Source organism: Microlunatus sp. YIM B11417, from assembly GCF_059617205.1.
The window spans coordinates 1464805-1490044 of the sequence record NZ_JCAMPJ010000001.1; the positions used below are offsets into that span (position 1 = coordinate 1464805).

The window sequence follows — 25240 nt, forward strand, 5'->3', positions numbered from 1 at the left end:
TCAACTGAAGCCGTCGGGCGGTTGTGGCGGCGTATCAGGATTTCGATACGCGGGCGATACCTCAGCGCAGGGAGGCGACCCAGTCGTGGTGCAGGGCGGTCAGCCGGGTGACGTCGTCCGGTCGTTCGGCGGCAAGATCATGCTGCTCGCCGGGATCGTTGCGGAGATCGTACAGGCTCGTCCCGTCTCCCGGTTCGGCCCGCTCGACGGTACGGATGCCCTCGGCCCGTGGGGAATCGCCGTCGCACCAGCGCAGCTTGAGGTCGCCGGCCCGGACCGCCCACTGGAAGTCGCAGTCCCAGTGCAGCACCCGTTCATGATCACCGTCGGCGCCGGCCAGCACCGGACCGAGATCGATTCCGTCCGCCTGCTCGACGATCTCCGGGGCCGCGCCGGCCGCTCCGACCAGGGTCGGCAGCAGGTCCAGGGAGCTGACCGGGGCGTCGAGGGTGCGGCCGCCGGACCAGCCGCCGCCGGGCCAGCGGACCAGGTACGGGACCCGGATGCCGCCCTCCCAGAGCGTGTACTTGGACCCGCGCAGCGGCGTGTTGTCGCCGTAGTTGCAGGGCGAGCCGCCGTTGTCGGTCAGGTAGACCACGATCGTGTCGTCGGCGATGCCGAGCTCGTCCAGCCGGCCCAGCAGCCGGCCGATCTCGCGGTCCATCAACTCCAACTGGGCCAGGTAGTAGTCCCGGCCGTGCTCGAGATTCGGCGTGATCGAACCGTCGTACCACTCCGCATAGCCCTGATCATCCGCGTCGTGCCAGTCGGCCCGGACCGGCAGCCCGCGGGCGGCGAGTTCCTCCTCCGGCAGCTGCCAGCAGAAGTTGTGCACGGCGTTGAACGCGATCATGGTGAAGAACGGCTGCTCGGACCCGGCCTCGATGAAGGCGCCGGCCCGGCGGCCGAGCTCCTCGGTCAGGAAGCCCTCCAGCTCGACCTCGGTGTCGCCGGTCAGCATCGGCTGGACCGCCATCCGCCAGGACGCGTCCGGGCCGTACTCCTCGACCGCGGCGGTCGAGTGCCGCAGGTAGTTGAGCCGACCCATCTGGCGGCCGGCCAGGCCGTAGAACGTCTCGTCGAAGCCGTGGTGCGGCGGGCAGGCCCGGTCGCCGACGTCCTCCGGACCGTAGTGCACCTTGCCGAAGTAGCCGGTCCGGTAGCCGAGCGCACCGAGCCGCTCGGCCAGGCTCGGCAGCTGATCACCGAACCGGGAGTCGTTGAACCACCGGGCACCCCAGCGCTGCTGGTAGTGCCCGCTGATCAGCCCGGCCCGGGACGGGCTGCAGATCGGGGCACTGACATAGCCGTGGGTGCAGTCGACCCCGGTCGCCGCCAGCCGGTCCAGCGCCGGCGTCGTGACCCGTTGATCATGGCCGAGGTAGCCGCGGTCGGCGTAACCATGATCATCGGAGACGATCAGGACGATGTTGGGCCGATCCGTCACAGTTCCTCCACGTCGAGTTCCTTGGCGATCCGGTCCACGTCCTCGGTACGGAAGCGCGCCGGGCCGGGGATCAGCGCGTTCGCGGTGCCGGCCCCGGTGCCGCGCCGCAGCGCCGTCGGCAGGTCCGAGCCCTGGTCGAGGGCGCCGAGCAGCCCACCGAGGAAGGAATCTCCGCTGCCGACCGGGAAGCTGCCGCGCTCCGGCGACGCCGCGACCCGCCAACGGCCGCTGCCGTCGGTGGCGACCGCCCCGTGCTCGCCGTCGGTGATCACGACCGTTCCGCCGGTCCGCTCCCGTACCGCCTCGGCGCGTTCGCCCAGGTCACCCTCCGGGGCGACCTGCAGCAGCTCGGCGGCCTCGTACCGGTTGATCTTGACCAGCTCCGGCCGGGCGGTGATCGCGGCCGCCAGCGCCGGCCCGTGGGTGTCCACCGCGACCCGTACCCCGGCGTCGGCGGCCAGGCGGACCAGCTCCGCCAGGGCCTCCGGCTCCAGCCCGCGCGGCGCACTGCCGGTGATCGCCAGCCAGCCCGGCCGGCGCCGCAACGACGTACCGAGTTGATCATGGAAGGTCCGCCAGACGTCCGCCGGCACCGGTTCCGCCCGCGGATAGAGCTCGGTCAGCCGCCCGGTGTCCGCCGCCGCGATCGACACGCAGGTCCGGGTCTCCGCCGGCGTCCCGACCATGATCACCGAGACGCCCTCGGCCAACAGCTGCTCCGCCAGATAGTCGCCCGTCGAGCCGCCGAGCAGCGCCACGATCTCCACCTGCGCCCCCAGCGCCGCCGCCGCCCGAGCCAGATTGAGCGACTTCCCGCCCGCACACCGCACGACCTCCGACGGCCGATGGATCTCGCCCGGCTCCAATCGATCGACCAGATAGGTCAGGTCGAGCGACGGGCTCAGACCGGCGACGGTGATCACCCCGAGCACTCTAGCGGGACCGGAATTCCGGATGACCGAGCGGGCGGCGCGCCCTACCCTCGGGTCAACGGACACGGACGGACAGGAGGGTTTCGATGCGCCGGTCGCCGCAGGAGAAGAAGGCGCTGAGCTACGTCAAGGACCGGCGCAACTCCTACGGGGAGAACGACAAGAGTTCCCGGAAGTCCATCCGCAACGGCAAGCGCCGGGCAGTCCGGACCAACCGTCGGCTGGCCCAGCAGTCGCTGCAGGCCGCGACCGGTCCGGCCGACCTCGACCTCGCCGAGGACGCCGAGCTGCGGGCCCGCGCCCGGGCCCCGCGCCGGTTCGACAAGTGCTCCGATCGCCCGCTCGGCGAGATGCTCGAGTTCCGCCTGACCCATCGCGCCAAGCTTGGCATGGCCGACGAGTCCTGGGTCGAGACCCGCGTAGACCGGATCCGGTCCCGACTGGTCGGCCGCCGCCTCGACGCCGACCGCGCCTGGTGACCCACCGGCGCCACCGGTTCGAAAGTGCGGGCCCTGCCTCGAGCAGGGGGCCGCGGCGATCCTCGAGGAACTCAGGACCGGCATCGGCCCCATCGCGGACCACTGGCTGACCTTCCGCCCGAGCACGATTGGCCGACTCCGGTGCTGCCGGGATCCAACGCCTGGGGCGGATCGACCTGGTGGCTGCCACTCGGTGAACGACTGCCCTGACCGTTTCTGGCGAGTGGCACAAAGCTGTCGTCCAACGCATCGTGAAATCGATTTCTGACCTCCGGGGCGGCGCTGAGATGCAGATGCGTGCCACTTGCACGGTCAGCCGGGCTGGCCGCTCCTTGACACGCCGGCGGTACGGCTCGATCCGCCGTCGCGGCCACCACCCCCAGCCTTCCGGTGTCCCGCAGGTGGGCAGACCCAGGATCAGCGCAGCAGCGGCTGCGGATAGTCGGTGCGCCGATCCTCGTTGAACAGCCGGCGGTAGAACTGGAAGGTGCGCCAGGCGGTGGCGGCGTGGCGGGTCAGAAGGCCCGCGGCGACCGGGGGCAGGTCGTCGGGGAGGTCGCCCTCGGCACAGCGGCGGACGAACTCGGCCCGCGGTCGCCAGTCCTGGCCGGGCGCCTTCGGGTCCGGTACGCCGCAGACGGCGACGGCCAGCCAGTGCACCAGCCGCTGGGCGGCGTAGTCGGCATCGCTGGTGGCGATGGTGGCGAGGAAGGCCCGCTCCGGCTCGGTCACGTCGAAGCGCGGCGAGGTGGCCAGGCCGAAGTCGACGAGGTAGAGCCGCTCGCCGTCGGAGCGCATGTTGCCGAGCTGTCCGTCCAGGTGCAGCAGCTCCCGGCCGCGCAGGAAGTCGGTGATCGCGAACAGTTGCCGCTCGAACGACTCCGCCTTCGCGAGCGGATCCTCCCGCAGCCAGTCCGTCACCGGGTACGGCAACTGCTCGCTGATCAGCACGAGGCTGTGCGTCGCGGCGCGCAGGGCCTCCAGCCGGGCCCGTACGGCCGGCGAGCCGTCCAGCTCGGCGACCAAACCCTCCAGGTCCTCGGGGCCGGCGGCCAGCGGGGGCCGGCCGGGCAGCACCCGCCAGTGATGCAGCAGTGGGAAGGCCTCCGTCTCGCCGGCCAGCACACCGTCGGTGATGATCAGGTTCGCGGCCAGCTCGCGCCAGGCGTTGAGCGCCGGGCCGCCGAAGCCGAACCGGGTCACCGCGGGCACGCCGAAGAAGAAGTGGCAGACCGGCGGCAGGTCGAACAGGTTCGCGGTCGAGTTCGGCTGCGCCAGTTCCAGCTCGGTCAGCGGGATCCGCTTGGCGAACACCACGGCGCCGGCGACCTCGATCGTCCCGGAACCGGCGGAACCGACCAGCTCCGCGAGCTCGGGATCCGTCAGCGCGGCGAGCGAGTCGGAGATCGGTCGATGTCGGTCCCGCCTGGTCTCCCACTCCATCCGGTGATCATGCCAGGGAATTGTTGATCATGGTCGGAGCAGTGCGGCGAGTCGGTCCCGGGCCGTGGCCGGGTCGCCCCACCAGTCGCCGCCCGGCGCCAGCTCGAGCAACGGCCACAGGGCATGGAAGGTCCGCGCCGCCTCGGCCAGGCCTGGATCCGCGGTCTCCATCGCGGCGCAGATCCGGGCCACCGCGTCCGGGCCGAGCTCGCCGTGCAGATGGGCCAGATCTACCGCCGGATCGTCGATGCCGAGATCGCCGAGGTCGAGCAGCCCGGTGACGTCGCCGTCCCGGGCGCTGATCAGGTGGTCGACCCGGAAGTCCCGATGACACAGGGTACGGATCCGCGCCCGCCCCTCCAGCAGTGCGAGCGAGGACTCGACCCGCCGCCGCAGCCCGGAGGTGAGCTCCACCACGGCCAGCGCCTCCCGGAACTCACCCGTCGGATCGTCCCGGGGTACGCCGAGCGAGGCGGCCTCCTCCGGACCGACGGCATGCAGCCGGTCCAAGATCATCGCGATCCTGGTCATCAGCCCGGGATCGGTCCGGACCCGGTCGGGATCGAGCGGTGCCCCGACGACCCGGCGCTCCAGGATCGCCGCCGGCAGCCCGCCGGCCTCCTGGATCACGACACCGTCGGCCGGCACCGGCAAGCCGCGCTGCCGCAGTTCGGCGAGCAGGGCGAGCTCGTGGCCGCGGCCGCCGCGCCAGGTCCAGGGTTCGGGATGGCGGCGCGAGATCCGGAGCGCCCACCCGGGCCAGCCGTACGTCAGCGTGCTGATCCCCTCGCCGATCAGCTCCGGGTCCGCCTCGCCGAGCTCGGGCCGCTGTCGCCGTGCGGCCGCCACCAGGTCGGCCAGCGCTGCCGGAGTCAGGGTCGTGTCCCACCGCGTCACCCGCCGAACCCTACGCGGGACCTCCGGTCAGGGCGGGCCAGGCGGCCATCGCACCGTCGATGATCTTGTTCAGTTCCGCGGTGCTGGCGCAGTCCCGGGCCCGGATCGAGAGGCCGTACAGCACCGTGGTGTAGAAGTCGGCGACCATCGCGGTGTCGGTTCCGGCCGCGAGGTCGCCGTCGCGGATGCCTCGGGCGAGCCGTTCCTGCACCTGCCCGACCGTCTCGATCCGCTTCTCCACCAGGAAATCCCGCACGGTCTCGCTCCGGGTCGTGTACGTGGAGCCGGCCAGCACGATCATGCAGCCGCGCGGCCCGTCGCCGGACGAGTAGGCCGCGGCGTTGTCCCGCAGCATCGCCTCGACGGCCGCGGCCGCGGTCGGTTCCTCGGTGAGCGCCCGGGCGGTCAGCCCGCCCTCGGTCGCGCCGTACAGCCCGACCGCCTCCCGGAACAGCTCCTCCTTGCCGCCGAACGCCGCGTAGAGGCTTGGCGAGTTGATCTTCATCGCGGCGGTCAGGTCGGACAGCGACGTGCCCTCGTAGCCGTGTTCCCAGAAGACCTCCATGGCGGCGCGCAGGGCGACCTCGCGGTCGAAGGCCCGCGGCCGTCCGCGCTGCGCCATGCCTCGCCCACCTTTCTGTATCGATCACTAAGAATAGCCGTTGACTCCGGCACGACACCATGCCATCCTATTTATGTGTCAATCACTACAGAAACCTTGAACACGTCCCTCCAGACAGATCTCACGGGCCGCGTGGCGCTGGTCACCGGCGGCAGTCGCGGGATCGGGGCCGCGATCGCGCGCGCCCTCTCGGCGGCCGGGGCCGCCGTCGCGCTCACGTACGAACGCAGCAAGGAGCTGGCCGAGGCGGTCGCGACCGGGCTCGTCGAACGAGGCGGACGGGCGATCGCGCTGCCGGCCGACAGCGCCGACGCCACCGCGATCCAGGACGCGGTGGACCGCACCGTCGCCGAGTTCGGCCGGCTCGACATCGTGATCAACAACGCCGGAATCTTCCCCTACGGGCCGGTCGAGGAGACCGACCTGGACGAGATCGACCGCACCATCGCCGTGCACGTGCGGGCTCCGTTCCTCGCCGTCCGCGCCGCGGTCCCGCATCTCGGCCGGATCATCACCATCGGGAGCAATCTCGCCGAGCGGGCCAGCTTCGGCAACATCGCGCTCTACTCGATGACCAAGGCCGCGAACAGTGGCCTGACCCGGGCCCTGGCCCGGGAACTCGGCCCGCGCGGGATCACCGTCAACCTGGTCCATCCCGGCGCGACGGACACCGACATGAACCCGTCGGTCGGCGAGAGTGCGGACCTGCAACGCGGATTCTCCGCCCTCGGTGAGTACGGTTCGGTGGACGACATCGCCGGCGCGGTGCTCTTCCTGGCCGCCGACTCGGGTCGCCAGATCAGCGGCGCCACGCTGATCGTGGACGGCGGCAGCAACGCCTGACCGATCAGCCAGACGGCGGAGCGGCGCGCCGGAACCTGACCGCGATGGCGGTCGCGGCGGGCGGGCGGGGCGGATGATCATGGAAGCACCTGCCGACCGAGGAGTGATCATGACCGACACCGATGTCGCCCGCCCGCCGTTCGATCCGGAGCTCGAGCCGGTGCTCACCGAGCTGCTCGGCGGCCAACCGCGGCTCGACCTCTCCGCGGAAACGCTGACCGCGCTCCGCTCCGGCGGGGACGTGATCGCGATGCCGCCGATCGAGGAGCGGCTGGCCGGCCGGGCGATCGCGTACGAGGATCGCCTCGTGCCCGGCCCGGCCGGCGCACCGGAGATCACCGTCGCCGTCTTCCGGACCACCCGGGCGGTCAGCGGACCGGCGGCCGGGATCTACCACACCCATGGCGGCGGAATGATCATGGGCGACCGGCTGATGGGCGTCGACGGCTTCTTCGACCTGGTCGAGGCCGGCGAGGCGGTCGTGGTCAGCGTCGAATACCGGCTGGCTCCCGATCACCCGGATCCGGCGCCGGTCGAGGACTGTTATGCGGGCCTGCGCTGGACCGCCGAACATGCCGACGAGCTGGGCATCGATCCCGACCGGCTGATCATCGCGGGCGGCAGCGCGGGCGGCGGGCTGGCGGCCGGCACGGCGTTGCTGGCGCGTGACCGCAACGGGCCCCGGCTGGCCGGGCAGTTGCTGATCTGCCCGATGCTCGACGACCGCAACGTCACCGTCTCCAGCCATCAGTACGACGGCGTCGGGCTGTGGGACCGGCAGAACAACCTGTTCGGCTGGTCCGCACTGCTGGGCGATGATCACCGGGAACGCGACGACATCTCGCCGTACGCCGCGCCGGCCCGGGCCACCGACCTGTCCGGGCTGCCGCCGGCCTTCATCGACGCCGGCTCGGCCGAGGTGTTCCGGGACGAGGCGGTGGACTACGCGTCCCGGCTCTGGGCGGCCGGCGGCCAGGCCGAGCTGCACATCTGGGCCGGTGGCTTCCACGGTTTCTCGATGGTCGCCCAGGCCGGCGTCTCGGTCGCGGCCGCCGCGGCGGTGGACTCCTGGCTGCGCCGGGCGCTCCGCCTCTAGCCGGAGCATCCTTCCGGGCCAGGGTAGATTTCGATCACGATGCAGGAGCTGACGGGCCGGCTGATGTCGCTGGACCCGGAGGCCGGCGAGGGTCTTCGGGTCGTGGCGCACTTCGACGCGCTGGTCGACGCCCAGGTCGGCATCGACGCCCTGCTCCGCGCCGCCGTGATGCTGAGCGGCTGCCCGGCCGGGCATGCCGGTCAGGCCCATGGCGTACGGATCGCGGCGGACGGCCGGCGTCACGATCATGGATCACAACCGCCGCCGGGAGCGTTGACCCGGTCCACCGAGGACGGCGTGGTCTGGCTCGAACGAGACGGCGCCGCGCATTCCACCGACGCCATGGTGCTCGAGCGGCTCGCCCTCGCGGTCGGCATCGGCGGTCGCCGCCGGGTGGCCTCCGACCGGGATCCGCTGGCCGTGCTGGTCGATCCGGCGGCGACCGACGGGGCACGCCGGGTCGCCCTGGCCCGGCTCCGGCTGCGGCCCGAACAGCAGGTCCGGCTCTGGGCGGTCCCGGCCGATCACGAGCTGCCGGCTGAACTCCCCTCGGTGATCACCGGCTTCGGTGCCGCGCGGGCGCGGTTGGCGCTGACCGACGATGCCGGACGGCTCGGCGCGCCGCGACGGTCCGGCCGCGGGGTCCCGGCGCCGGCGACCGACGCCGCCGAGTCCGCCCGGACGGCGGCGATCGCGCTCCGGCTGACCAGCGACCTGATCACGGCCGTCGACGCCGAGACGCTCGGCGTGCTCGTGCGGCTCGCGGACGTACCGGATGATCATGGTGACGTCGCGGCACTGGCCGAGTTGATCAAGGAGCGCTCCTGGGCGGAGTCCACCGTCGAGGCCTTGATCAACAGCGACAGCCTGCGCGCCGCGGCCAAGCTGCTCGGCGTCCACCACGCAACCCTGCAGGCCAGGGTCAGGACGCTTCAGGAGCGCCTCGGCTACGGCCCGGACACACCGCTCGGCGCGCATCGGCTGACCGCGGCGTTCCTGATCAATCGTCTGCGACCGCGGTAGGGCCACCCGCGTGCGCGAGCGCGCTGGGGGAGCGCCGGCCGACGATCGCCGGGGCCTCACCGATCAGGGTGTCGTCGTCGATGGCTTCGATCATGAACAGGGCGAAGTCGGTTCGCCGGGTCAGGTTGCTGGCCAGCACCCGATCGCCGACGTGGCGGCTCCAGACGGGCAGGCCCTGGCTCTCGCCCTCCTCCAGGTCGCTGCCACGGACGACGGTCCAGCGGCGGTCGCTGGCGAAGATCCGCCGGCAGGCCTCGACCTGGTCGTCGATCTCCACGGCGCGGGCCAACTTGGCCAGCACCGTCATGATCCGGAGGGCGGCCAGGAACCACCAGGCGTAGCGGTCGCGGCCGTCCTTGGTGATGTGCCAGCCGCAGGAGAAGATCAGCCGCGCATCCGGTGCGGCATGATCGAGTACGGCCTGGGCGGTGCCCGACGAGTACTGCTGCACGCCCCACGGCACCAGCACGGCGAGCACGGCGTCGCAGCCCGCGACGGCCCGCCGGATCACCTCCGGGTCGTTGGTCGGGCCGGGGATGATCGTCATCCGGTCCGCGAACGGGGCCAGCTTCTCCACGCTGCGCTCCCGGCAGACGCCGACGACCTCGTACCCCCGATCGAGGGCGTGCCGTACCAAGTGCTGCCCGAGCTTGCCCGACGCGCCCACGATGCAGGCCCTGCGGCGGTTCCCGTTCTTCATCTCCGTGCTCCCGATCTCTGAGGCTTACGTTGTAAGTAAGAGTAAGCTTACGTCGTAAGTCGGTCAATCGGTGGAAAGGAACTCATGGCACGGCAGGGACGCACCGGGGTGAAGCGCGAGCCGCTGAGCCGGGCGCGGGTGATCGCGGCGGCCGTCGCGCTGGCCGATGCCGACGGCGAGGCCGGGCTGACCATGCGCGCGGTCGCCGGCCGGCTCGGGGTCGAGGCGATGTCGCTCTACAACCATGTCGACGGCCGGGAGGACCTGCTGGACGGCATGGTCGACGCGGTGTTCGACGAGATCGAGCTTCCCGCCACGGGGACGGACTGGAAGCGGGCGATGCGGGAACGGGCGGTCTCGGCGCGGTCCGTGCTCCGCCGGCACCCCTGGGCGGTCGGGCTGCTGGACTCACGCGGCACGCCGGGTCCGGCGACGCTCCGCCATCACGACGCGGTCCTCGGCGCGCTGCGAGCCGGCGGGTTCTCGGTGCCGATGGCGGCGCACGCCTTCTCGTTGATCGACAGCTACCTGTACGGGTTCGTCCTGCAGGAGTCGAGCCTGCCGTTCTCCGACCGGGCCGAGCTGGACCAGGTCGCCGGCGGCATCCTCGACGATCAACCGGCCGACGCCTATCCGCACCTGACCGAGTTGATCACCGACTACGCGCTGCGGCCGGGCTACTCCTACGCCGACGAGTTCGAGTTCGGCCTCGCCCTGATCCTGGACGCACTGCGGCCCGACGTCAGGCCCAGCCGGCGCCGAACGTCTCCATCCCGATCAGAGGCTTGATCGCCGCCGTCACTTCCTTGCCACAGAAGGCCTTCCGGAGCACGTCGCCGGCCATCAGGTTGCCCAGTGCGCCGATGATCATCGCCTGGTCCAGGGCCAGGTAGCGCCGGGCCACCGTGCCGGACCGGACCGCGACCGCGTCGTAGAATCCGCCGGGGCCGTAGCAGTCCAGCTCGTCGGCGATCTTGATCAGGTTCCGGTAACCCTCGACGCGGGCGTACGGCAGCGCCAGGAAGCCGGCGTGCGGCGTGACCACTCCGTCGCCGAAGGCCGGGTCGGGGCCCGGTGCCCGGCAGTTGCCGTAGCCGAGGTCGACGTTGCTCTTCTCGGCGTCGGAGTAGTAGCCGTCCGGATTCAGCCCGATCGGGTCGACGCCGTACTCCCGGTAACCGCCGCCCGGTTCGCTGGCGGGGGAGAAGCCCCAGTAGCCGTAGCCCGCGTCCTCCAGGCCGTGCAGCCGGTGCGCACGTACGGTCAGCGGATGGTTCACGCCCCAGGACTTCGGCGCCCAGCGTGCCTCCGGGACGAACAGGTCCGGCATCAACGCCTCGAACATCGATCCGCCCCAGCCCGGGACGACCAGCGAGTCGCGGTAGCCGTAGGCGCCCTCGAAGACGTCGATGCCGAGATAGGTCCGGGTCCGGCCGACCGGCTCCTGCTCCTGCCAGTCCCAGTCGCAACCGGAGGGAAAGGTCCGCCAGGTCGCGAAGTAGTGCTTGGCCGGCACCTGGCCGCGGGCGATCGCCAGGTAGGAGGTGATGCGGGTTTCCGATACAGTCGTATCATAATGGTTGGTGGTGTAGTGCACCGGAACACCGGTGCCGAGGTAGTCGCCGTCGACCCACGGCTTGTCGGGCGGCACCTCGCCGTCCCAGAACCCGCCCCGGAGCAGGCCGGTGCCGAATGCCGGACGCGCCGCGGGATCGTAGAACGCGGCGAAGTTCATGCTGTCCAGCAGTCGTGCGGCCTCCCGGCGCTGGTCGGTCCCGGCGCCCATGATCACCATCAGGGCCGCGGCCAGCCAGCCGTTGTCGACGCTGGACAGGAACGGGTAGACCTTGTCGCCGCTGCCGGGCCAGCTGGTCAGCACGTCGCCGGTGCGCTCGTCGTACCAGTTGTAGAACATGCCGCTCGGCTCGTGGCGCACCATCCGGTCCAGCGTGCGCAGCGTCTGCCCGAGCCGGCGCGACCGTTCCCGGTCGGTGATCAGCCGGAGTCGGTGCGCGATCACCGTGCTCCACAGGTAGCCGCCGATGTTGGTCGGCGATGTGTAGCCGCTGCGGCTGTCCGGGTCCAGGGTGCCGTCGATGTTGTCGGCGGTCAGCCCGGTCCGCTCGTCGGTCATCGCGATCATGGACCGCCAGGTGTCGGCGAGCCAGGACCGGAACCTGCCGCCTGGGCGTTCCTCGGCCGCTCCGAGGTTGAGCGGGGTCAGGGTCAACGGGATCGCCGTTCCGGCGGCCCCGGCCAGCAGCAGTCGTCGCGAGATCGCGCTCATCCCAGACTCCTTCGTCCCGGCAGGTCGACGCAGACCGCTTCAACCTAACACCCGCCGCCGGGGCGGTCCGGCGGATCAGCCGGTGAGCTCGTCCGGCAGTGGTTCGGTGTGCACGATCCGCAGCGAGGTGACGGCCCGGGTCAGGCAGACGTACAGCCGGCGCAGGCCGGTCGGCCGGTCCGGCTCCGCCGCGACGATCGCGGCCGGCTCCAGCAGCACCACGTGGTCGAACTCGAGGCCCTTGGCGATCGAGGCCGGCACCACGTCCAGCCTGCGGTCGAAGACGCCGTCCTCCTCGTCCTGCTGCGCTCCGAGCACGCCGTGGGTCAGGCCGTGCTCGGCCAGAACCCCTGCCACGAAAGGAACATCGGCGTCGGCGGCGATCAGGCCGATGCTGCCCTCCAGGGCCAGGGCCGCCTGGACCGCCTCGGCGAGGTCGGCGCCGGCGGCGCTGCTGGGCGTGATCGTCAGGTCGCCGCGGGACCGCCGGATCGAGTACGGAGCGGAGAGGGTCGGCGCGATCGACGGCAGCAGCCGGGCCGCGAAGTCGATCACCGCCGCCGGCACCCGGAAGCCGGTGACCAGTTCCTTGAGCTCGGCCGCCGGCTGGCCGAGATGGTCCAGCGCCTCGGCCCAGGACCGGGCGGCCCAGGGTGTGGTGGCCTGGGCCAGGTCGCCGAGGACGGTCACCGACCCGGTGCTGGCCCGCCGGCCGATGGCCCGCAGTTGCATCGCGGACAGGTCCTGGGCCTCGTCGATGATCAGGTGGCCGAGGCTGGGCGTCCGGGACAGGGCGTCCATGGCCTCGTCGATCAAGATCAGGTCCGCCGGCGTCCAGCGCGCCGACTTCACCGACCGGGGCGGCTTGGCCGGCCGGATCGCCGCCTGTTCCGCCTCGGTGAGGATGCCGTCGGCGTGCGCGGCCAGGAATTCCGCATCGGTGAGCAGGCGCAAGATCAACTTCGCCGGGTCGACGGCCGGCCAGAGGGCTTCCGCGTACGCCTTCACGCCGCGGCTCCGGGCCACGGAGTTCTGCACCCGGTCGTCGGGGGAGTCGCCGGAGGCCTCCATCCGCAGCAGCACCTGGTGTGCCAGTCGCTGCGGCACCATCTCCCGGCCCGCGGTGTAGCGGACGCCGCGGTCCCGGATCGACTGCACGAGTTCGTCGGCGAGATAGGCCGGCACCCGGAACTGGCGGGAGCCGCGCTGCACCAGCAGAGTCTCGGTGGCCGGCCGGAGGTGACTCCAGATCGCCTTCCTGATCACCTCGGCCAGCCGGGCGTCGCCCTTGATCACCGCGGACTCGACCGGTTCCTCGCCGGTCGCGGTCAGGCCGGTCGCCCGGGACACCAACGAGGCAACGGTTTCCTGGGTCGCGACGACCTCGCCGAGAGCCGGCAGCACGTCGCCGATGTAGGTGAGGAAGCTGTCGTTCGGCCCGATCACCATCAGCCCGGACCGGCCGAGTTGATCACGGTGCGTGTAGAGGAGGAAGGCGGCCCGGTGCAGTCCGACCGCGGTCTTGCCGGTGCCGGGCGCGCCCTGGATGCAGACGGAGCGTTCCAGGTCGGACCGGACGATCACGTCCTGGTCCGGCTGGATGGTCGCGACGATGTCGCGCATCGGTCCGGTCCGCGGCCGGGCGATCTCGGCCTCCAGGATGTCCGAGTGCTCCAGCGCGTCGCCGGCGACCAGGTCCTCGTCCTCGTACGCGGTGAGCTCGCCGTGGGCGTACCCGAACCGGCGGCGCAGCCGGACTCCCATCGGGTCGTCCTTGGTCGCGCGGTAGAAGGGGAGCGCGACCGGTGCGCGCCAGTCGATCACCATCGGCTCGCCCCCGGCCTCGCCGGTCACGTGCCGGCGTCCGATGTGGATCCGGCCGGGCAGATCGGGCCGGTCGTAGTCGATCCGGCCGAAGAAGAGCGGCACGGTCGGGTCGTCGATGAGCGACTTCGTGCGCCGGTACAGCACCTGCTTGAGATATTCGGTCGAGACGTTCGGCCCCTCGCTGACGGCCGCGGCGCCGACCGCCTTCAGTCCGCCGGCGTGGACATGCATCCGGTTGAGCGTCGCACGGGACCGCTCGAGATGATCTTGTTCCTCGGTCAGGGCGTCGGGTTGATCGGGCTCACTTTCGGACATGGCAAGACTCCCCCTGCGGGATCGAGTCGAAAAATGGGCGAAGTGCTGAATCTACCGATCGCCCGGGATCGCGCAACTGATTTTCCGGCCGCGCTCGAGTCGTTGCATGTAACATGGGTCCATGGCTGGAACGTCCTCACGAGATCGGGTGCGGCGGCACCGCGATCACCTGCGCAAGCGGGGCTTGCGCCCGATCCAGATCTGGGTGCCCGACACTCGCGCGCCTGGCTTTGCCGCGGAGGCTCGGCGCCAGTCACGGCTAGTGGCGGGCAGTCATGCTGCTGAGGAGGACCAGGCATTCGTGGACTCGTTCGCCGAGTGGGACGACTGACCCGCGTGCGCCGTGGAGAGATCTGGACTGCCGTCGGGCCTGGCTACGCGGGCAAGCCGCGTCCGGTCGTCATCATCCAGGCAGATCTGTTCGATCAGACAGATTCGGTCACGCTCTGTCTCCTGACGACCGATCCGACCGAGGCGCCGATCCTCCGGATTTCCGTCGATCCGACTCCCTCGAATGGTTTGCGCTCGAGGTCGAAGCTCATGGTCGACAAGCTGATGACGGCGCGGCGAAGCCAACTGCGAGAACGGGTTGGAGTGCTCGAAGCTGAATATCTGCTCGCACTGGAGCGAGCACTGGTCGTCTTTCTAGGTCTTGCCTCCTGATGGCTCGTCCGGGCGCAGGCACGACCTGGACCCCGGCCCCTCTCTCGCCGCCGCCCTCGGTGCCCGCTCGGGTACGGCGAGCAGGGTGCGCCGTGGAGCGATCGGAGCCGTCTGGCGGCTCGACCTGACCGGGCACTGGCACCGGACCCCTGGCCGCGAAGGAGTTCATCGCCTACGTGCCGGACGAGTCCGATGTGGCCAACGAGCTCTCGCTGCGGGAGGCGGCCGGCGCCGGGGGTGCCGAGTCCCGCGCCGGGCTGCCTGGGCGGGACGGTTCGAGCGCCTGGTCGAGGAAGAGGTGCCCGGCTTGGTCGCACTGGTCGGCCGTCAACCTGTGGGCCCGCCGCTCTGGTCGCACCGGGACGCCCAACCGGCCAACGTCATGGTCACCGGCGCCGGGCGACGGGTGCTGGTCGACTGGGACAACGCCGGCGGCACCTGGGCCGATCGGGAACTGGGCTCGCAACTCACGGCGATGCTCGACCGCCCGGACCAGTTGCGCTCCGCGTACGACACCTACCGGGCGGCCGGAGGCACGGCTCGGATCACCGGCCGGACGCCTTCGCCTCCGGGGTCGCGGCGAGCCTCAACTTTCTGGCCGAGCAGGTGGGACGGTTGGCGGATCCGGCGGCGAACGAGGAGGATCGGGGCTACGCTGGCGGCTGGCTGCCCGGGCTGCTGGACGACCTGCCGGACCTCGTTCGCCTGACCGAGGCGGCGGAGCTGCTCGCCGACCGGGCTTGACGCCGCTGCACGCCTGTGCCGATTTCGTGCCGGGTGGGGCGCGCTGCTAGCCTTTGTCCCGCCGTACGTTCGGCCGCGGATGCCCAAGAGCTCCCACGCACACCGAGTGCAAGGTCTCGATGCTCGAGGCTTCAGGGGGCGCCGCGCACCGGGAAACCGAGAGGAGAGCACGTGTCGATCGACGCTGCTGAAAAGAAGAAGATCATCGACGAGTACGCGACGACCGAGGGCGATACCGGCTCTCCGGAGGTTCAGATCGCGCTGCTCAGCCGCCGGATCTCGCATCTGACGGAGCACCTGAAGGAACACAAGCACGATCACCACAGCCGGCGCGGGCTGATGCTGCTGGTCGGTCAGCGTCGCCGACTGCTCAACTATGTCGCCAAGACCGACATCGAGCGGTACCGGTCGCTGATCGAGCGACTCGGCCTGCGGCGCTGAGCGAGCGAAGCGGTCCTCTTCGGAGGGCCGCTTCACTGACATTTCGGCCGCTCGACCACAATTGAACAGCGAAGAATCACAACCATTGATTGCATCCGGACACAGCCCCAGCGAGCAGGCTCGGTCCTCGGTAGTGATTCTCGGAGTCCCCTCGATCGAGGGCGACGACCGGGGATCTCGATCGAAGACCGGGTGAATACCCAGCCCGGGCGGTGCCGCGCGGATGCAATCTTGATCGCCGTTCGTCCCTGCGAGGGCGTACGGCAGAACAGGAGAATCCCGTGGAGGGACCCAACCTGAAGTTCACCGAGGCCGTCATCGACAACGGCGCCCTCGGCAAGCACGTGGTCCGGTTCGAGACCGGACTGCTGGCCCAGCAGGCGGCCGGCTCGGCCACCGTCTACATCGACGACGACACGATGCTGCTGTCGGCGACGACCGCGCAGAGCAAGCCGCGCGACTCGATCGACTTCTTCCCGCTGACCGTCGACGTCGAGGAGCGCGCGTACGCCGCGGGCAAGATCCCCGGCGCGGTCTTCCGCCGCGAGGGCCGCCCGTCGCAGAGCGCGATTCTGACCTGCCGGCTGATCGACCGGCCGCTGCGGCCCTGCTTCGTCAAGGGCCTGCGCAACGAGGTCCAGGTCGTCATCACCGTGATGGCGCTGAACCCGGACAAGCTCTACGACGTGGTCGCGATCAACGCCGCGTCGATGTCCACCCAGTTGGCCGGCCTGCCGTTCAGCGGTCCGGTCGGCGGCGTCCGGGTCGCCCTGATCGGCGACCAGTGGGTCGGCTTCCCCGACGTCAGCCAGCTTGAGGAGGCCGCGTTCGACATGGTCGTGGCCGGCCGGGTGCTGCCCGACGGCGACGTCGCGATCATGATGGTCGAGGCCGAGTCCACCGAGCAGACCTGGGACTTGGTGCAGTCCGGCAAGACCGCGCCGACCGAGGAGATCGTCGCCCAGGGCCTGGAGGCGGCCAAGCCGTTCATCAAGGCGCTCTGCGACGCTCAGGTCGAGCTGGCCGCGCAGTTCCCGAAGGACACCGCCGAGTTCCCGATCTTCCTGGACTACCAGGACGACGTGTACGCGGCGGTCGAGGAGGCCGTCACGGCCGAGCTCGCCCAGGTGATGACCATCGCCGACAAGCAGGAGCGCGAGACCTCGACCGAGGTGCTCAAGGACAAGCTGGTCGCCGAGCTGGCGCCGCGGTTCCCGGAGCGCGAGGCGGAGATCAAGGGCGCCTACCGGTCGCTGACCAAGAAGCTCGTCCGGAAGAAGATCATCACCGAGAAGGTGCGGATCGACGGCCGCGGGCTGACCGACATCCGGACCCTGTCGGCCGAGGTCGGCGTGGTGCCGCGGGTGCACGGCTCGGCGCTGTTCCAGCGCGGCGAGACCCAGATCCTGGGCATCACCACGCTGAACATGCTCGGTCTGGAGCAGCGGATCGGCCTCACCCTGGCCGAGGACACGACCAAGCGCTACATGCACCATTACAACTTCCCGCCCTTCTCGACCGGTGAGACCGGCCGGGTCGGGTCGCCGAAGCGGCGCGAGATCGGCCACGGTGTGCTCGCCGAGCGGGCGCTGGTGCCGGTGCTGCCGAGCCGCGAGGAGTTCCCGTACGCGATCCGGCAGGTGTCCGAGGCGCTCGGCTCCAACGGCTCCACCTCGATGGGCTCGGTCTGCGCCTCGACCCTGGCGCTGCTCAATTCCGGGGTGCCGCTGCGCGCACCGGTCGCGGGCATCGCGATGGGCCTGGTGTCGGACGAGATCGACGGCAAGACCGAGTACGTCGCGCTGACCGACATCCTGGGCGCCGAGGACGCGTACGGTGACATGGACTTCAAGGTCGCCGGTACGAAGGACTTCATCACCGCCCTGCAGCTGGACACCAAGCTCGACGGGATCCCGGCCTCGGTGCTGGCCGCCGCCCTGAACCAGGCCAAGGACGCTCGGCACACCCTGCTCGAGGTGATGAGCGAGGCGATCGACGAGCCGGACGAGATGAGCCTGTACGCGCCGCGGATCATCACGCTGCGCATCCCGGTCGACAAGATCGGCGAGGTGATCGGTCCCAAGGGCAAGGTGATCAACCAGATCCAGGACGACACCGGCGCCGAGATCACGATCGAGGACGACGGCACGATCTACGTCGGGGCGGAGAACGGCGAGGCCGCCGAGGCCGCCCGGACCATGATCAACGCGATCGCCAACCCGACCATGCCGGAGAAGGGCGAGCGCTACCTGGGCACCGTGGTGAAGATCGCGGCGTTCGGCGCGTTCGTCTCGCTGCTGCCGGGCAAGGACGGTCTGCTGCACATCTCCAAGCTGCGCAGCCTGACCGGCGGCAAGCGGGTCGAGAACGTCGAGGACGTGGTGAGCGTCGGCCAGAAGATCCAGGTCGAGATCACCGAGATCGACGATCGCGGCAAGCTGTCGCTGTCCCCGGTGGTCGAGGAGGCCGAGGAAGAGGTCGCGGTCTCCTGACCCGGAACAGGTCCACCGCTGCCGCTCGGCAGCACCTCGGCGGAGAGGTCCGCCGCACGGTGCTGCCGAGCGGTTTGCGCGTCGTCACGGAACGGATGCCGGGCAGCCACACGTTCAACCTCGGCTTCTTCGCCGCCGTCGGCTCCCGGTGGGAGACCGAGCGGTTGCACGGCGCCTCGCACTTCCTGGAACACGTGCTCTTCAAGGGTACGAAGCGGCGCACGCCGGAGCAGATCTCGGCCGAGATCGAGTCGGTCGGCGGCGAGTTGAACGCGTACACGGCCAAGGAGCACACCTGCTTCTACACCCGGGTGCTGGCCCGCGACGCCGACCTCGCGATCGACGTGCTGGCCGACATGATCACCTCCTCGACCCTGCGCTCGGCCGAGATCGAGTCGGAGCGCGCCGTGATCCTGGACGAGATCGCCATGCATGCCGACGATCCGGGCGAGGTGGCGCACGAGCTGATCGCGGGCGAACTGCTGGCCGGGTCGGGGCTGGGCAAGCCGGTGATCGGTTCGCCGGACAGCATCCGCGCGCTGCGGCGAGATCAGGTCATGGGCTACTGGAAGCGCCGCTACCGGCCCGAGCGGCTCGTGGTCAGCGCCTCCGGCCGAGTTGATCATGAACGCCTGGTGGCCCGGCTCTCCGAGTACGAGTCGCTCACCGCAGCACAGCCGCAGAGCCCGGCTCGTTCCCTGAGCCTGTCGAAGGCGCGGCCGGTGCGGGCGGACCAGGACCCGGTGGTGATCACCAAGCAACGCCGGTTCGAGCAGTCGACCGTGGTCTGGGCCCGGCCGGGACCCGGCCTGTTCGACGCCGACCGGTTCCCGATCGGGCTGTTGTCGATCATCGTCGGCGGCGGCATGGCGTCCCGGCTCTTCGTCGAGGTACGGGAGCGGCGCGGGCTGACGTACGGCATCGAGGCGGGGGAGACCAGCTACTCCGACGCCGGACTGTGGAGCGTGGACTGGCAGTGCGCGCCGGACCGGGTGCCGGAGATCCTGACGCTGGTCCGGCAGTGCCTGGCCGACATCGCCGAACACGGCGTCACCGCCGACGAACTGGCCCGCGCCAAGGGCCAGATGCGCGGCCAGACCGTGCTCTCCTTCGAAGGGCCGCAGAGCCGGATGAGCCGGATCGGCGTCGCCGAACTGCTCGGCGACGCCCGCTCCGTGTCGGACCTGCTGGCCGAGTACGACGCCGTCACCGGCGAGGACGTACGCCGGATCGCGAGCGACCTGCTCGGCCGGCGTCAGGTGCTCGCCGTGGTCGGTCCGTCGGGCGGCACCCGCTCGCTGCGCAAGGCCCTGGCGGGCTCCTAGGAGGCCGACCCGAGCTTGCGGTCGAGCCAGGCGAACGCGTCGTCCTGCATCTCACGATCGAACTTGTGCGGCCCGTCGTAGAACGCGCCGGTATAGCCGTCCGGGACGTCGGCATAGTGACCGGCGATCCGGGCGTGCGCGGCCTCGGCGGCGCCGAGGTCGAACAGCGGATCCTGGCGGTTGTACTGGACCAGCAGCGGGCTCGGCGCCCGGCAGGCCGCGACGTCCGCCCAGTCGGTGTCGGCCGGCAGGCCGGCCGGGAAGAACATCCAGGTGTGCTGCACCACATGCCGGTCCAGCAGCCCGTCGTACGTGCTCATCATGCCCACCACGACCGAGGCCGCCACGTCGCTGCTCGCCTGCAGCATGGCGGCCCGGCAGCCGCCGCCGGAGAGCCCGACGCAGCCGATCCGGCCGGCCACCTCGGGCCGGGACCGCAGGTAGCTCAGGGCGATCCGGTCCTCCCGGTTGACCAGGGCGGCGAAGGTCGTGCCGAGCAGCCGGCAGTACTTCTCCACCAGGTGCTCATGATCACGGGCGGTCTCGTTGTAGGCGGTCACCTCGTCGGTGCCGTGGCGGCGCAGCGATTCCGGGACGGCGTCCAAGGGAAACCGGCGACTGCCCCAGCAGAACACGTCCGGCACCAGCAGCACGTAGCCGCGGCGGCAGAGGCGGTTGGCGAACGCCTGGCCGCCGTACGCCTTCGTCCGCAGCGCCGCCATCGACGGCGGGGTCACCTCCGGTGCGTCGGCGATCTTCTCCTTGCCGTAGTACTTGATCCCGTCGTGGGAGTGCAGCGCGACGATCCCGGGCAGCGATCCGGTGGCGCCGGACGGTCGCAGCAGCCAGGCGTGCGCCCGCGGACCGAAGCCGACCGACCAGCTGAGTTCCTCGCCGTCGATGCCGTCGAGCTGCCAGGTCCGCTCCACCCGGACGTCGGCCGGTGTCTCGTCGGCGACCGCCAGCGCCTCCCGTACCCGTTGCCGGGTCCGGTCGCGGGGCGGCGGGGTCGCCCGGGCGGCCTGAGCGGGGCTCCAAGCGGGCCAGTCGCTGTACGGGCCGAGATGCAGGTAGGACATGATCGACTCAGCTCTGGGTGAGGAAGGGACGGAGGTCCGGGTGCCCGGCCAGCTCGTCGAGCCGGGCCCGGGCCTGGTCCTGATCACCGAGCCAGATCGCCAGGGCGTCCGCGCCGGCCTCGGCGAAGCCCCGCGCCGTTGCGGCGATCTCGGCGGTCGACTGGTCCTCCCACTGGATCCGGGTGGACAGCCGGAGCGGCCGGTCGGTCAGCTCCCGGATCGCGGCGGCGTCGCGAGCGAAGGACTCGGGCGTGTGGCCGAGGCCCTGCCACTCGTCGGCGCGCTCGGCGACCCGGCGGAACGCGCGCCGGCTGATGCCGCCGACCATGATCGGGATCGCCCGGCCCGGCTTGGGCTCGAACACGCCGTAGGAGAAGCCGAAGCGTTCGCCGGCGAACGTGGTGTCGCCGCGCCACAGGGCCCGGAGCAGGTCGATGCCCTCGTCCAGCCGGGCGCCGCGTTCGCCGAACGGCACGCCGACCGCCGCGTACTCCTGCTCGTTCCAGCCGCCGCCGACGCCGAGCACCACCCGTCCACCGGACAGCCGGTCGAGGGTCGCCACCTGCTTCGCCAAGACGAACGGGTTGCGCAGCGGCAGCACCAGCACCGAGGTGCCGAGCCGGATCCGCCGGGTCACGGCGGCCAGGTGCCCGAGCGTGATCAAGGCCTCGTAGACGCCGCCGAAGCCGGAGGCCGTCCCGTACTCACCGGGCGGCAGGACGTGGTCCGGCAGGTAGAGGCCGGCGAAGCCGGCCTGGTCCGCGGTCCGGGCCAGGTCGACCAGCAGGTCGGGGGACTGATCAGGCGACTCGTCGGGCAGAACGATCTCGAGATGCACGAGGTTCAGCGTAGGTCAGGCTCCGCCGCGCCCTCGCGGCGACGCAGCAGTTCCGTGCGCACCCGGGCCCGGTCTCGTGGATAGACCCGGTAGAGCACGGTGATCACCGCGGCGTTGATCACCATCAACACCACCAGCAGCCACCAGAACACGGCCTGGATCCCGATCACTCCGGCCAGCGCGCCGGCCAGGTAGCTGAAGGCCGCCCAGCCGATCGTCTCGAAGATCGCCAGGAAGATCACGAACGCCTGGGCTCGCAGTTCGGGCAGCACCACCGACATGACGATCGGCCGGTTGACGCCCGGGTTGAGTCCCTGCGCGGCGCCCATCAGGGCCCAGAAGATGGCGTACGTGCCGATCGAGGCGTAGTGGAACTGGGTGCCGAAGAACGCGACCAGCGCGAAGATCAGCTGCGCCGCCTGCAGGTAGGCGACCCGGCCGCGCTCCGGCACCAGCCGGTCCAGCGCCGAGACGGTCAGGCCGCCGCCGACGGTGCCGAGGAAATAGCCGATCCCGAACGGCAGCAGCACCACCGCCGCGACGGCGTTGCTGAAGCCACGTTCGGTGACCAGGAACTGCACCCCGAACACGCCGATCAGCAGGTGCCCGGACAGGAGACGGGACACCAGCATCAGGCTGAACGACGGGATCCGGAACAGCCGCAGCGCGTCCTGCCAGCGCAGCTTCGGCAGGGCCGACTCGGCGGCGCCGGCCAGCTCGTCGTCCGCGCCGCCGACCTTCGGCTCCTTGAACAGGACCAAGATCAACAACCCGACGACGATCAGGATGCCGCCGATCAGCCACCAGCCCCAGCGCCAGCCGTCCGGGATGCCGGACAGCTGGCCGAGCACCGGCGCGATGAACGAGCCGAGCAGCGAGGTGATGCCGTAGAAGTAGCCGGTCGCGCGGCCCCGGTTCTTGTCCGGGAAGGTGTCGGCGATGACGGCGTTGGAGATGGGGCTGATGCCGACCACGCAGCCGGCCTGGAGCGTCTGCAGCACCACCAGTTGGCCGAAGTTCTGCGAGAAGCCGGACAGCAGGGCCAGCACGCCGCCGACCGAGGTGCTGATCACCAGCGCGGCGCGGCGGGAGGTCCGGTTCGCCAGCCAGACCCAGAACGGGCCGAACGGGATGGCGACCAGCCGGCCCAGGGCCGACAGCAGGCCGAGGGCGCCGGAGTCGAGCCGCAGCGCGGCGGCGATGGTCGGGAACAGTGCCGTGGTGACGCTGCCCTCGCCGTTGTCGATCACCGTGACGCCGGTCATCGTGGCGAGGTTGCGCCAGCGGTGCGGGACCTTGTCGGTCCTGGCCCTGCGGTCAGTGGGTTCCGGCGCGTCCGTTCGGAGACTGGTCATGATCATCCTTCAGCGGTGGAGGAGTGAGGGAGGCGAGATCATCGGCGACCGCGGCCAGCGTCCGGTACGGAATCGGCACGGAGGCAGCGAGCTCGTGGATCGAGGTGGTAGGGACGGCGGTGATCAACTCCGTCTGGTGCAGCTGCGGCAGGTGCTCGGCGATCACCGCGGCCGCGGCCGGCAGGGCCAGCAGTTCGACGATCGGTGTGTGCAGCCCGTACGTCCCGGTGGCGAACTCGTCCAGCGGCGGTAGCGGCACGACCGCGTCGGCGGCCCGCCCCGCCTGCTGCTCGGCGAGCAGGTGCTCGGTCGTCACCGGTCCCTCGGCGGGCAGCCCCAGCCGTTCGTACTGGCTGGCCGGTGCGTCCGACGCCCGCAGCGCCTCCACCAGGAGTCCCGCCAGCCGCAGCTCGAGCTCGTCGTCGACCAGCGGGTGCAGCTGGCCGGGATCGTTCTCCAGATCGAACAGCAGCGTCCCGAAGGCGTACGGATTCAGCAGCGTCGACCGGGCCGTGCGGAGGGTCTGCAAGCCCTTGGTGAAGCCGAACGCGGGCGCCAGCTCGGCATCGGCCAGCTCCTTGACACTCCAGCGACCGCGCATGTGGGTCGGCATCAGCGTGTACTGCTCCAGCGGGGCGTTGTCGGCGGTCCGCGGCCCGCGGAGGTAGGCGTACCGGCCGTCGGTGACGTTGACGTGGCCGCCGTGCACGCCGAACAGGGCGGCCTCGCGCCGGGTCTCGCCGTCCAGCACCGCGGCAAGATCAAGTCCCTGCACGTCGGCCGGCGGCTGCAGCCCGAAGAAGTCGATCAAGGTCGGCGCGAGGTCGATCGTCTGGACCAGGGCGTCGCTCCGGATCCCGGCCTGCCGCCGTCGCGGATCCCAACAGAACAAGGGCAGGTGGACCAGCTCCTGGAACCAGGGCTGGACCACCTTGGCCCACCAGCCGTGCTCGCCGAGCAGGAACCCGTGATCGGTGTTGACGATCAACATGGTGTCGTCCCACATCTGGTGGGCGTCGATGAAGTCGAGCACCCGGCCCAGGGACCGGTCGCACATGGACAGCAGCGCGGAGTACTCGGCGCGGGCGTGCCGGACCTGATCCTCGGGCTCGGTGACCCGGCGGTACTCCGGCCAGTCGAACTCCGGTCCGTCGTAGTCGTGCGGGTAGAGGTCCTTGTAGGCCTGGTGGGAGAAGAACGGCTCGTGCGGGTCGAACGTCTCGATCTGCAGGAACCAGTGATCGGCCTCGACGTTGGTCTCGAGGAACTCCAGCCCGCCGTCGAAGGTCCGGGTCTGGCAGTGCTCGGCCTCGGTCGGCATGTAACGCCGGTTGATCCTGTCCTGCCGGCGCATCCCGCCGCGCGGGTTCCCGGGCCCGGTCGGCTCGTCGACCACCGCCTTCCACGGGTCGCCCTCCTGCCCGCGATGGAACTCCCAGGTGGCGTAGCGGGTGTGATAGGTCGCGCCGCCGTCCTCCCAGTAGTGCGGGTGGTCGGAAGCCAGGTGGGTGTGGATCCCGGCCTGCCGCAACTGCTCCGGCATCGAGTCGTCGAACGGTTCCAGCGGGCCCCAGCTGCGGTGCAGGAAGTTGTAGCGGCCGGTGTGCAGTTCCCGTCGGGCCGGCATGCAGGGCAGCGATCCCGCGTAGCAGTTGTCGAACGTGACGGTCCGTTCGGCCAGGCGTTGGAAGTTCGGCGCGATGATCGTGTCGCACCCGTACGGCGGCAGGAAGTGCCGGTTCAGGCTGTCGAACATGATCATGATCGCTCTCATCGCGGGGTGGCCTCTCGGTCGGGGTCGGGCTCGGGAGTACGTACGGGAAGGCGGCCGTCCAGCAGGTCGGCCCGCAGCTCGGTCAGGTTCCTGATGTGCTGGTCGATCGCGGCCGCACCGTACTGGTGCGAACGATCATGGATGGCGACGGCCAACTCGGCGTCGAACGGCACCTCCGGCTCGAAGACCTCGGTCCGGTCGCGGAACCGGTACTTCGCGACCTGGCGCTGCCGGGCCTCCAGTTCGGTGTCCAGCAGGGCCAGAAGTTGATCGACGGTGAGGAAGCCGGCGAAGTGCAGCCGGACGCCGAACTCGGGGTCCTCGAACCGGGTCGGCGGATGGTACGGCCCGGTCAGCCAGTCCAGGAACACGGTCGCCCCCTCCGGCGTGACCCGGAAGATCTTCGCGTCCTGGGCGCCGGGCCGGCTCTCGGTCCGGTAGCTGACCCACTCCCGTTCGGCCATCGAGGTCAATGACCGGTAGACCTGGCTCATCTGCGTGTTGGAGCGGAGGAACCGCCCGTGCGCGTCGAGGAACTTCTTCAGGTCGTAGCCGGTCCGCGGGCGGCCCAGCAGGACCCCGAGCAGGATGTATTCGAGCTTCATCGCCTATCCCCGT

General features: G+C 70.7%; 24 protein-coding genes and 1 pseudogene. 12 read left to right on the plus strand and 13 right to left on the minus strand.

Annotated features, from left to right (window positions below):
* Window positions 1-61: 61 nt before the first annotated feature.
* Complete coding sequence (locus AC6CCG_RS07400; RefSeq protein ID WP_496653844.1) at window positions 62-1447, minus strand: sulfatase family protein; 1386 nt, start codon at window positions 1445-1447, stop codon at window positions 62-64.
* Complete coding sequence (locus tag AC6CCG_RS07405) at window positions 1444-2370, minus strand: 1-phosphofructokinase family hexose kinase (protein ID WP_496653845.1); 927 nt, start codon at window positions 2368-2370, stop codon at window positions 1444-1446. The genes AC6CCG_RS07400 and AC6CCG_RS07405 overlap by 4 nt, the downstream gene beginning before the upstream one ends.
* A 95-nt stretch (window positions 2371-2465) precedes the next feature.
* On the opposite strand from AC6CCG_RS07405, the gene AC6CCG_RS07410 reads away from it, so the two are divergent.
* On the plus strand, window positions 2466-2858 hold the full coding sequence (locus AC6CCG_RS07410) for a hypothetical protein (RefSeq protein WP_496653846.1): 393 nt from the start codon (window positions 2466-2468) through the stop codon (window positions 2856-2858).
* A 417-nt stretch (window positions 2859-3275) separates the two neighbouring features.
* Here AC6CCG_RS07410 and AC6CCG_RS07415 read toward each other — a convergent pair whose 3' ends face one another.
* Genes AC6CCG_RS07415 through AC6CCG_RS07425 form a run of 3 tightly spaced genes read right to left on the minus strand, consistent with a single transcriptional unit; the run spans window position 3276 to window position 5820 of the window.
* The gene (locus tag AC6CCG_RS07415) at window positions 3276-4301 is read right to left on the minus strand and encodes a protein kinase family protein (RefSeq protein ID WP_496653847.1); all 1026 of its coding nucleotides are present in this window, start codon (window positions 4299-4301) and stop codon (window positions 3276-3278) included.
* A gap of 27 nt (window positions 4302-4328) precedes the next feature.
* Window positions 4329-5198 (minus strand): phosphotransferase, encoded by an 870-nt coding sequence (locus AC6CCG_RS07420; protein WP_496653848.1) that lies wholly within the window; start codon window positions 5196-5198, stop codon window positions 4329-4331.
* A gap of 10 nt (window positions 5199-5208) precedes the next feature.
* Window positions 5209-5820, minus strand: a complete 612-nt coding sequence (locus tag AC6CCG_RS07425) for a TetR/AcrR family transcriptional regulator (protein WP_496653849.1) — start codon at window positions 5818-5820, stop codon at window positions 5209-5211.
* Between the two features lie 132 nt (window positions 5821-5952).
* Here AC6CCG_RS07425 and AC6CCG_RS07430 point away from each other — a divergent pair, with 132 nt between their 5' ends.
* From AC6CCG_RS07430 to AC6CCG_RS07440, 3 genes are all read left to right on the plus strand, one after another.
* Window positions 5953-6663, plus strand: a complete 711-nt coding sequence (locus tag AC6CCG_RS07430; protein WP_496653850.1) for an SDR family NAD(P)-dependent oxidoreductase — start codon at window positions 5953-5955, stop codon at window positions 6661-6663.
* A gap of 109 nt (window positions 6664-6772) precedes the next feature.
* Complete coding sequence (locus AC6CCG_RS07435) at window positions 6773-7759, plus strand: alpha/beta hydrolase (protein WP_496653851.1); 987 nt, start codon at window positions 6773-6775, stop codon at window positions 7757-7759.
* A gap of 39 nt (window positions 7760-7798) precedes the next feature.
* Window positions 7799-8782, plus strand: coding sequence for a helix-turn-helix domain-containing protein (locus AC6CCG_RS07440; protein ID WP_496653852.1), 984 nt, complete (start codon window positions 7799-7801; stop codon window positions 8780-8782).
* Here AC6CCG_RS07440 and AC6CCG_RS07445 read toward each other — a convergent pair.
* Window positions 8760-9482, minus strand: a complete 723-nt coding sequence (locus AC6CCG_RS07445; protein WP_496653853.1) for an NAD(P)-dependent oxidoreductase — start codon at window positions 9480-9482, stop codon at window positions 8760-8762. The two genes, AC6CCG_RS07440 and AC6CCG_RS07445, sit on opposite strands and share 23 nt — an antisense overlap.
* Before the next feature lie 84 nt (window positions 9483-9566).
* On the opposite strand from AC6CCG_RS07445, the gene AC6CCG_RS07450 reads away from it, so the two are divergent.
* On the plus strand, window positions 9567-10271 hold the full coding sequence (locus tag AC6CCG_RS07450) for a TetR/AcrR family transcriptional regulator C-terminal domain-containing protein (protein ID WP_496653854.1): 705 nt from the start codon (window positions 9567-9569) through the stop codon (window positions 10269-10271).
* Here AC6CCG_RS07450 and AC6CCG_RS07455 read toward each other — a convergent pair.
* A complete protein-coding gene (locus AC6CCG_RS07455) occupies window positions 10225-11769 on the minus strand; it encodes a glucoamylase family protein (RefSeq protein ID WP_496653855.1) in 1545 nt (514 codons plus the stop codon). The two genes, AC6CCG_RS07450 and AC6CCG_RS07455, sit on opposite strands and share 47 nt — an antisense overlap.
* 75 nt (window positions 11770-11844) lie before the next feature.
* The gene (locus tag AC6CCG_RS07460) at window positions 11845-13911 is read right to left on the minus strand and encodes a HelD family protein (RefSeq protein WP_496653856.1); all 2067 of its coding nucleotides are present in this window, start codon (window positions 13909-13911) and stop codon (window positions 11845-11847) included.
* Window positions 13912-14032: 121 nt separating this feature from the next.
* On the opposite strand from AC6CCG_RS07460, the gene AC6CCG_RS07465 reads away from it, so the two are divergent.
* The 7 genes and pseudogenes from AC6CCG_RS07465 (at window position 14033) to AC6CCG_RS07495 (ending at window position 19576) form a co-directional block, all read left to right on the plus strand.
* Complete coding sequence (locus AC6CCG_RS07465) at window positions 14033-14242, plus strand: antitoxin MazE family protein (RefSeq protein ID WP_496653857.1); 210 nt, start codon at window positions 14033-14035, stop codon at window positions 14240-14242.
* Window positions 14230-14574 (plus strand): type II toxin-antitoxin system PemK/MazF family toxin, encoded by a 345-nt coding sequence (locus AC6CCG_RS07470; RefSeq protein ID WP_496653858.1) that lies wholly within the window; start codon window positions 14230-14232, stop codon window positions 14572-14574. Before AC6CCG_RS07465 ends, AC6CCG_RS07470 begins: the two co-directional genes overlap by 13 nt.
* A gap of 85 nt (window positions 14575-14659) precedes the next feature.
* A pseudogene (locus AC6CCG_RS07475) lies at window positions 14660-15085 on the plus strand (phosphotransferase); the annotation flags it as partial.
* 104 nt (window positions 15086-15189) lie between these two features.
* A complete protein-coding gene (locus tag AC6CCG_RS07480; protein ID WP_496654412.1) occupies window positions 15190-15318 on the plus strand; it encodes a hypothetical protein in 129 nt (42 codons plus the stop codon).
* A 177-nt stretch (window positions 15319-15495) separates the two neighbouring features.
* Window positions 15496-15759, plus strand: a complete 264-nt coding sequence (rpsO, locus tag AC6CCG_RS07485) for a 30S ribosomal protein S15 (RefSeq protein ID WP_496654400.1) — start codon at window positions 15496-15498, stop codon at window positions 15757-15759.
* A gap of 281 nt (window positions 15760-16040) precedes the next feature.
* A complete protein-coding gene (locus AC6CCG_RS07490) occupies window positions 16041-18251 on the plus strand; it encodes a polyribonucleotide nucleotidyltransferase (protein ID WP_496653859.1) in 2211 nt (736 codons plus the stop codon).
* Window positions 18252-18310: 59 nt separating this feature from the next.
* Window positions 18311-19576: a M16 family metallopeptidase gene (locus tag AC6CCG_RS07495; protein WP_496653860.1), complete on the plus strand. Its 1266-nt coding sequence runs from the start codon at window positions 18311-18313 to the stop codon at window positions 19574-19576.
* Here the strand turns inward: AC6CCG_RS07495 and AC6CCG_RS07500 are convergent.
* Genes AC6CCG_RS07500 through AC6CCG_RS07520 form a run of 5 tightly spaced genes read right to left on the minus strand, consistent with a single transcriptional unit; the run spans window position 19573 to window position 25227 of the window.
* Entirely contained in the window at window positions 19573-20655 is a 1083-nt protein-coding gene (locus tag AC6CCG_RS07500; protein WP_496653861.1) for a dienelactone hydrolase family protein, read from the minus strand. The genes AC6CCG_RS07495 and AC6CCG_RS07500 overlap by 4 nt on opposite strands.
* Before the next feature lie 7 nt (window positions 20656-20662).
* Window positions 20663-21493 carry a TIGR03619 family F420-dependent LLM class oxidoreductase gene (locus tag AC6CCG_RS07505; RefSeq protein ID WP_496653862.1) on the minus strand — a complete coding sequence of 277 codons (831 nt, stop codon included), beginning with the start codon at window positions 21491-21493 and terminating at the stop codon, window positions 20663-20665.
* 5 nt (window positions 21494-21498) lie between these two features.
* The gene (locus AC6CCG_RS07510; RefSeq protein WP_496653863.1) at window positions 21499-22848 is read right to left on the minus strand and encodes an MFS transporter; all 1350 of its coding nucleotides are present in this window, start codon (window positions 22846-22848) and stop codon (window positions 21499-21501) included.
* Window positions 22811-24610: a sulfatase gene (locus tag AC6CCG_RS07515; RefSeq protein ID WP_496653864.1), complete on the minus strand. Its 1800-nt coding sequence runs from the start codon at window positions 24608-24610 to the stop codon at window positions 22811-22813. Before AC6CCG_RS07515 ends, AC6CCG_RS07510 begins: the two co-directional genes overlap by 38 nt.
* Before the next feature lie 8 nt (window positions 24611-24618).
* The gene (locus AC6CCG_RS07520) at window positions 24619-25227 is read right to left on the minus strand and encodes a PadR family transcriptional regulator (protein WP_496653865.1); all 609 of its coding nucleotides are present in this window, start codon (window positions 25225-25227) and stop codon (window positions 24619-24621) included.
* Window positions 25228-25240 lie beyond the last annotated feature (13 nt).

Bases quoted from the DNA above. Each gene is read 5' to 3' on its own strand.
- AC6CCG_RS07465 (WP_496653857.1), top strand. From the start codon at position 14,033: ATGGCTGGAACGTCCTCACGAGATCGGGTGCGGCGGCACCGCGATCAC.
- AC6CCG_RS07445 (WP_496653853.1), bottom strand. From the start codon at position 9,482: ATGAAGAACGGGAACCGCCGCAGGGCCTGCATCGTGGGCGCGTCGGGC.
- AC6CCG_RS07425 (WP_496653849.1), bottom strand. From the start codon at position 5,820: ATGGCGCAGCGCGGACGGCCGCGGGCCTTCGACCGCGAGGTCGCCCTG.
- AC6CCG_RS07515 (WP_496653864.1), bottom strand. From the start codon at position 24,610: ATGATCATGTTCGACAGCCTGAACCGGCACTTCCTGCCGCCGTACGGG.
- AC6CCG_RS07460 (WP_496653856.1), bottom strand. From the start codon at position 13,911: ATGTCCGAAAGTGAGCCCGATCAACCCGACGCCCTGACCGAGGAACAA.
- AC6CCG_RS07410 (WP_496653846.1), top strand. From the start codon at position 2,466: ATGCGCCGGTCGCCGCAGGAGAAGAAGGCGCTGAGCTACGTCAAGGAC.
- AC6CCG_RS07415 (WP_496653847.1), bottom strand. From the start codon at position 4,301: ATGGAGTGGGAGACCAGGCGGGACCGACATCGACCGATCTCCGACTCG.
- AC6CCG_RS07435 (WP_496653851.1), top strand. From the start codon at position 6,773: ATGACCGACACCGATGTCGCCCGCCCGCCGTTCGATCCGGAGCTCGAG.
- AC6CCG_RS07510 (WP_496653863.1), bottom strand. From the start codon at position 22,848: ATGACCAGTCTCCGAACGGACGCGCCGGAACCCACTGACCGCAGGGCC.
- AC6CCG_RS07520 (WP_496653865.1), bottom strand. From the start codon at position 25,227: ATGAAGCTCGAATACATCCTGCTCGGGGTCCTGCTGGGCCGCCCGCGG.
- AC6CCG_RS07450 (WP_496653854.1), top strand. From the start codon at position 9,567: ATGGCACGGCAGGGACGCACCGGGGTGAAGCGCGAGCCGCTGAGCCGG.
- AC6CCG_RS07440 (WP_496653852.1), top strand. From the start codon at position 7,799: ATGCAGGAGCTGACGGGCCGGCTGATGTCGCTGGACCCGGAGGCCGGC.
- AC6CCG_RS07455 (WP_496653855.1), bottom strand. From the start codon at position 11,769: ATGAGCGCGATCTCGCGACGACTGCTGCTGGCCGGGGCCGCCGGAACG.
- AC6CCG_RS07500 (WP_496653861.1), bottom strand. From the start codon at position 20,655: ATGTCCTACCTGCATCTCGGCCCGTACAGCGACTGGCCCGCTTGGAGC.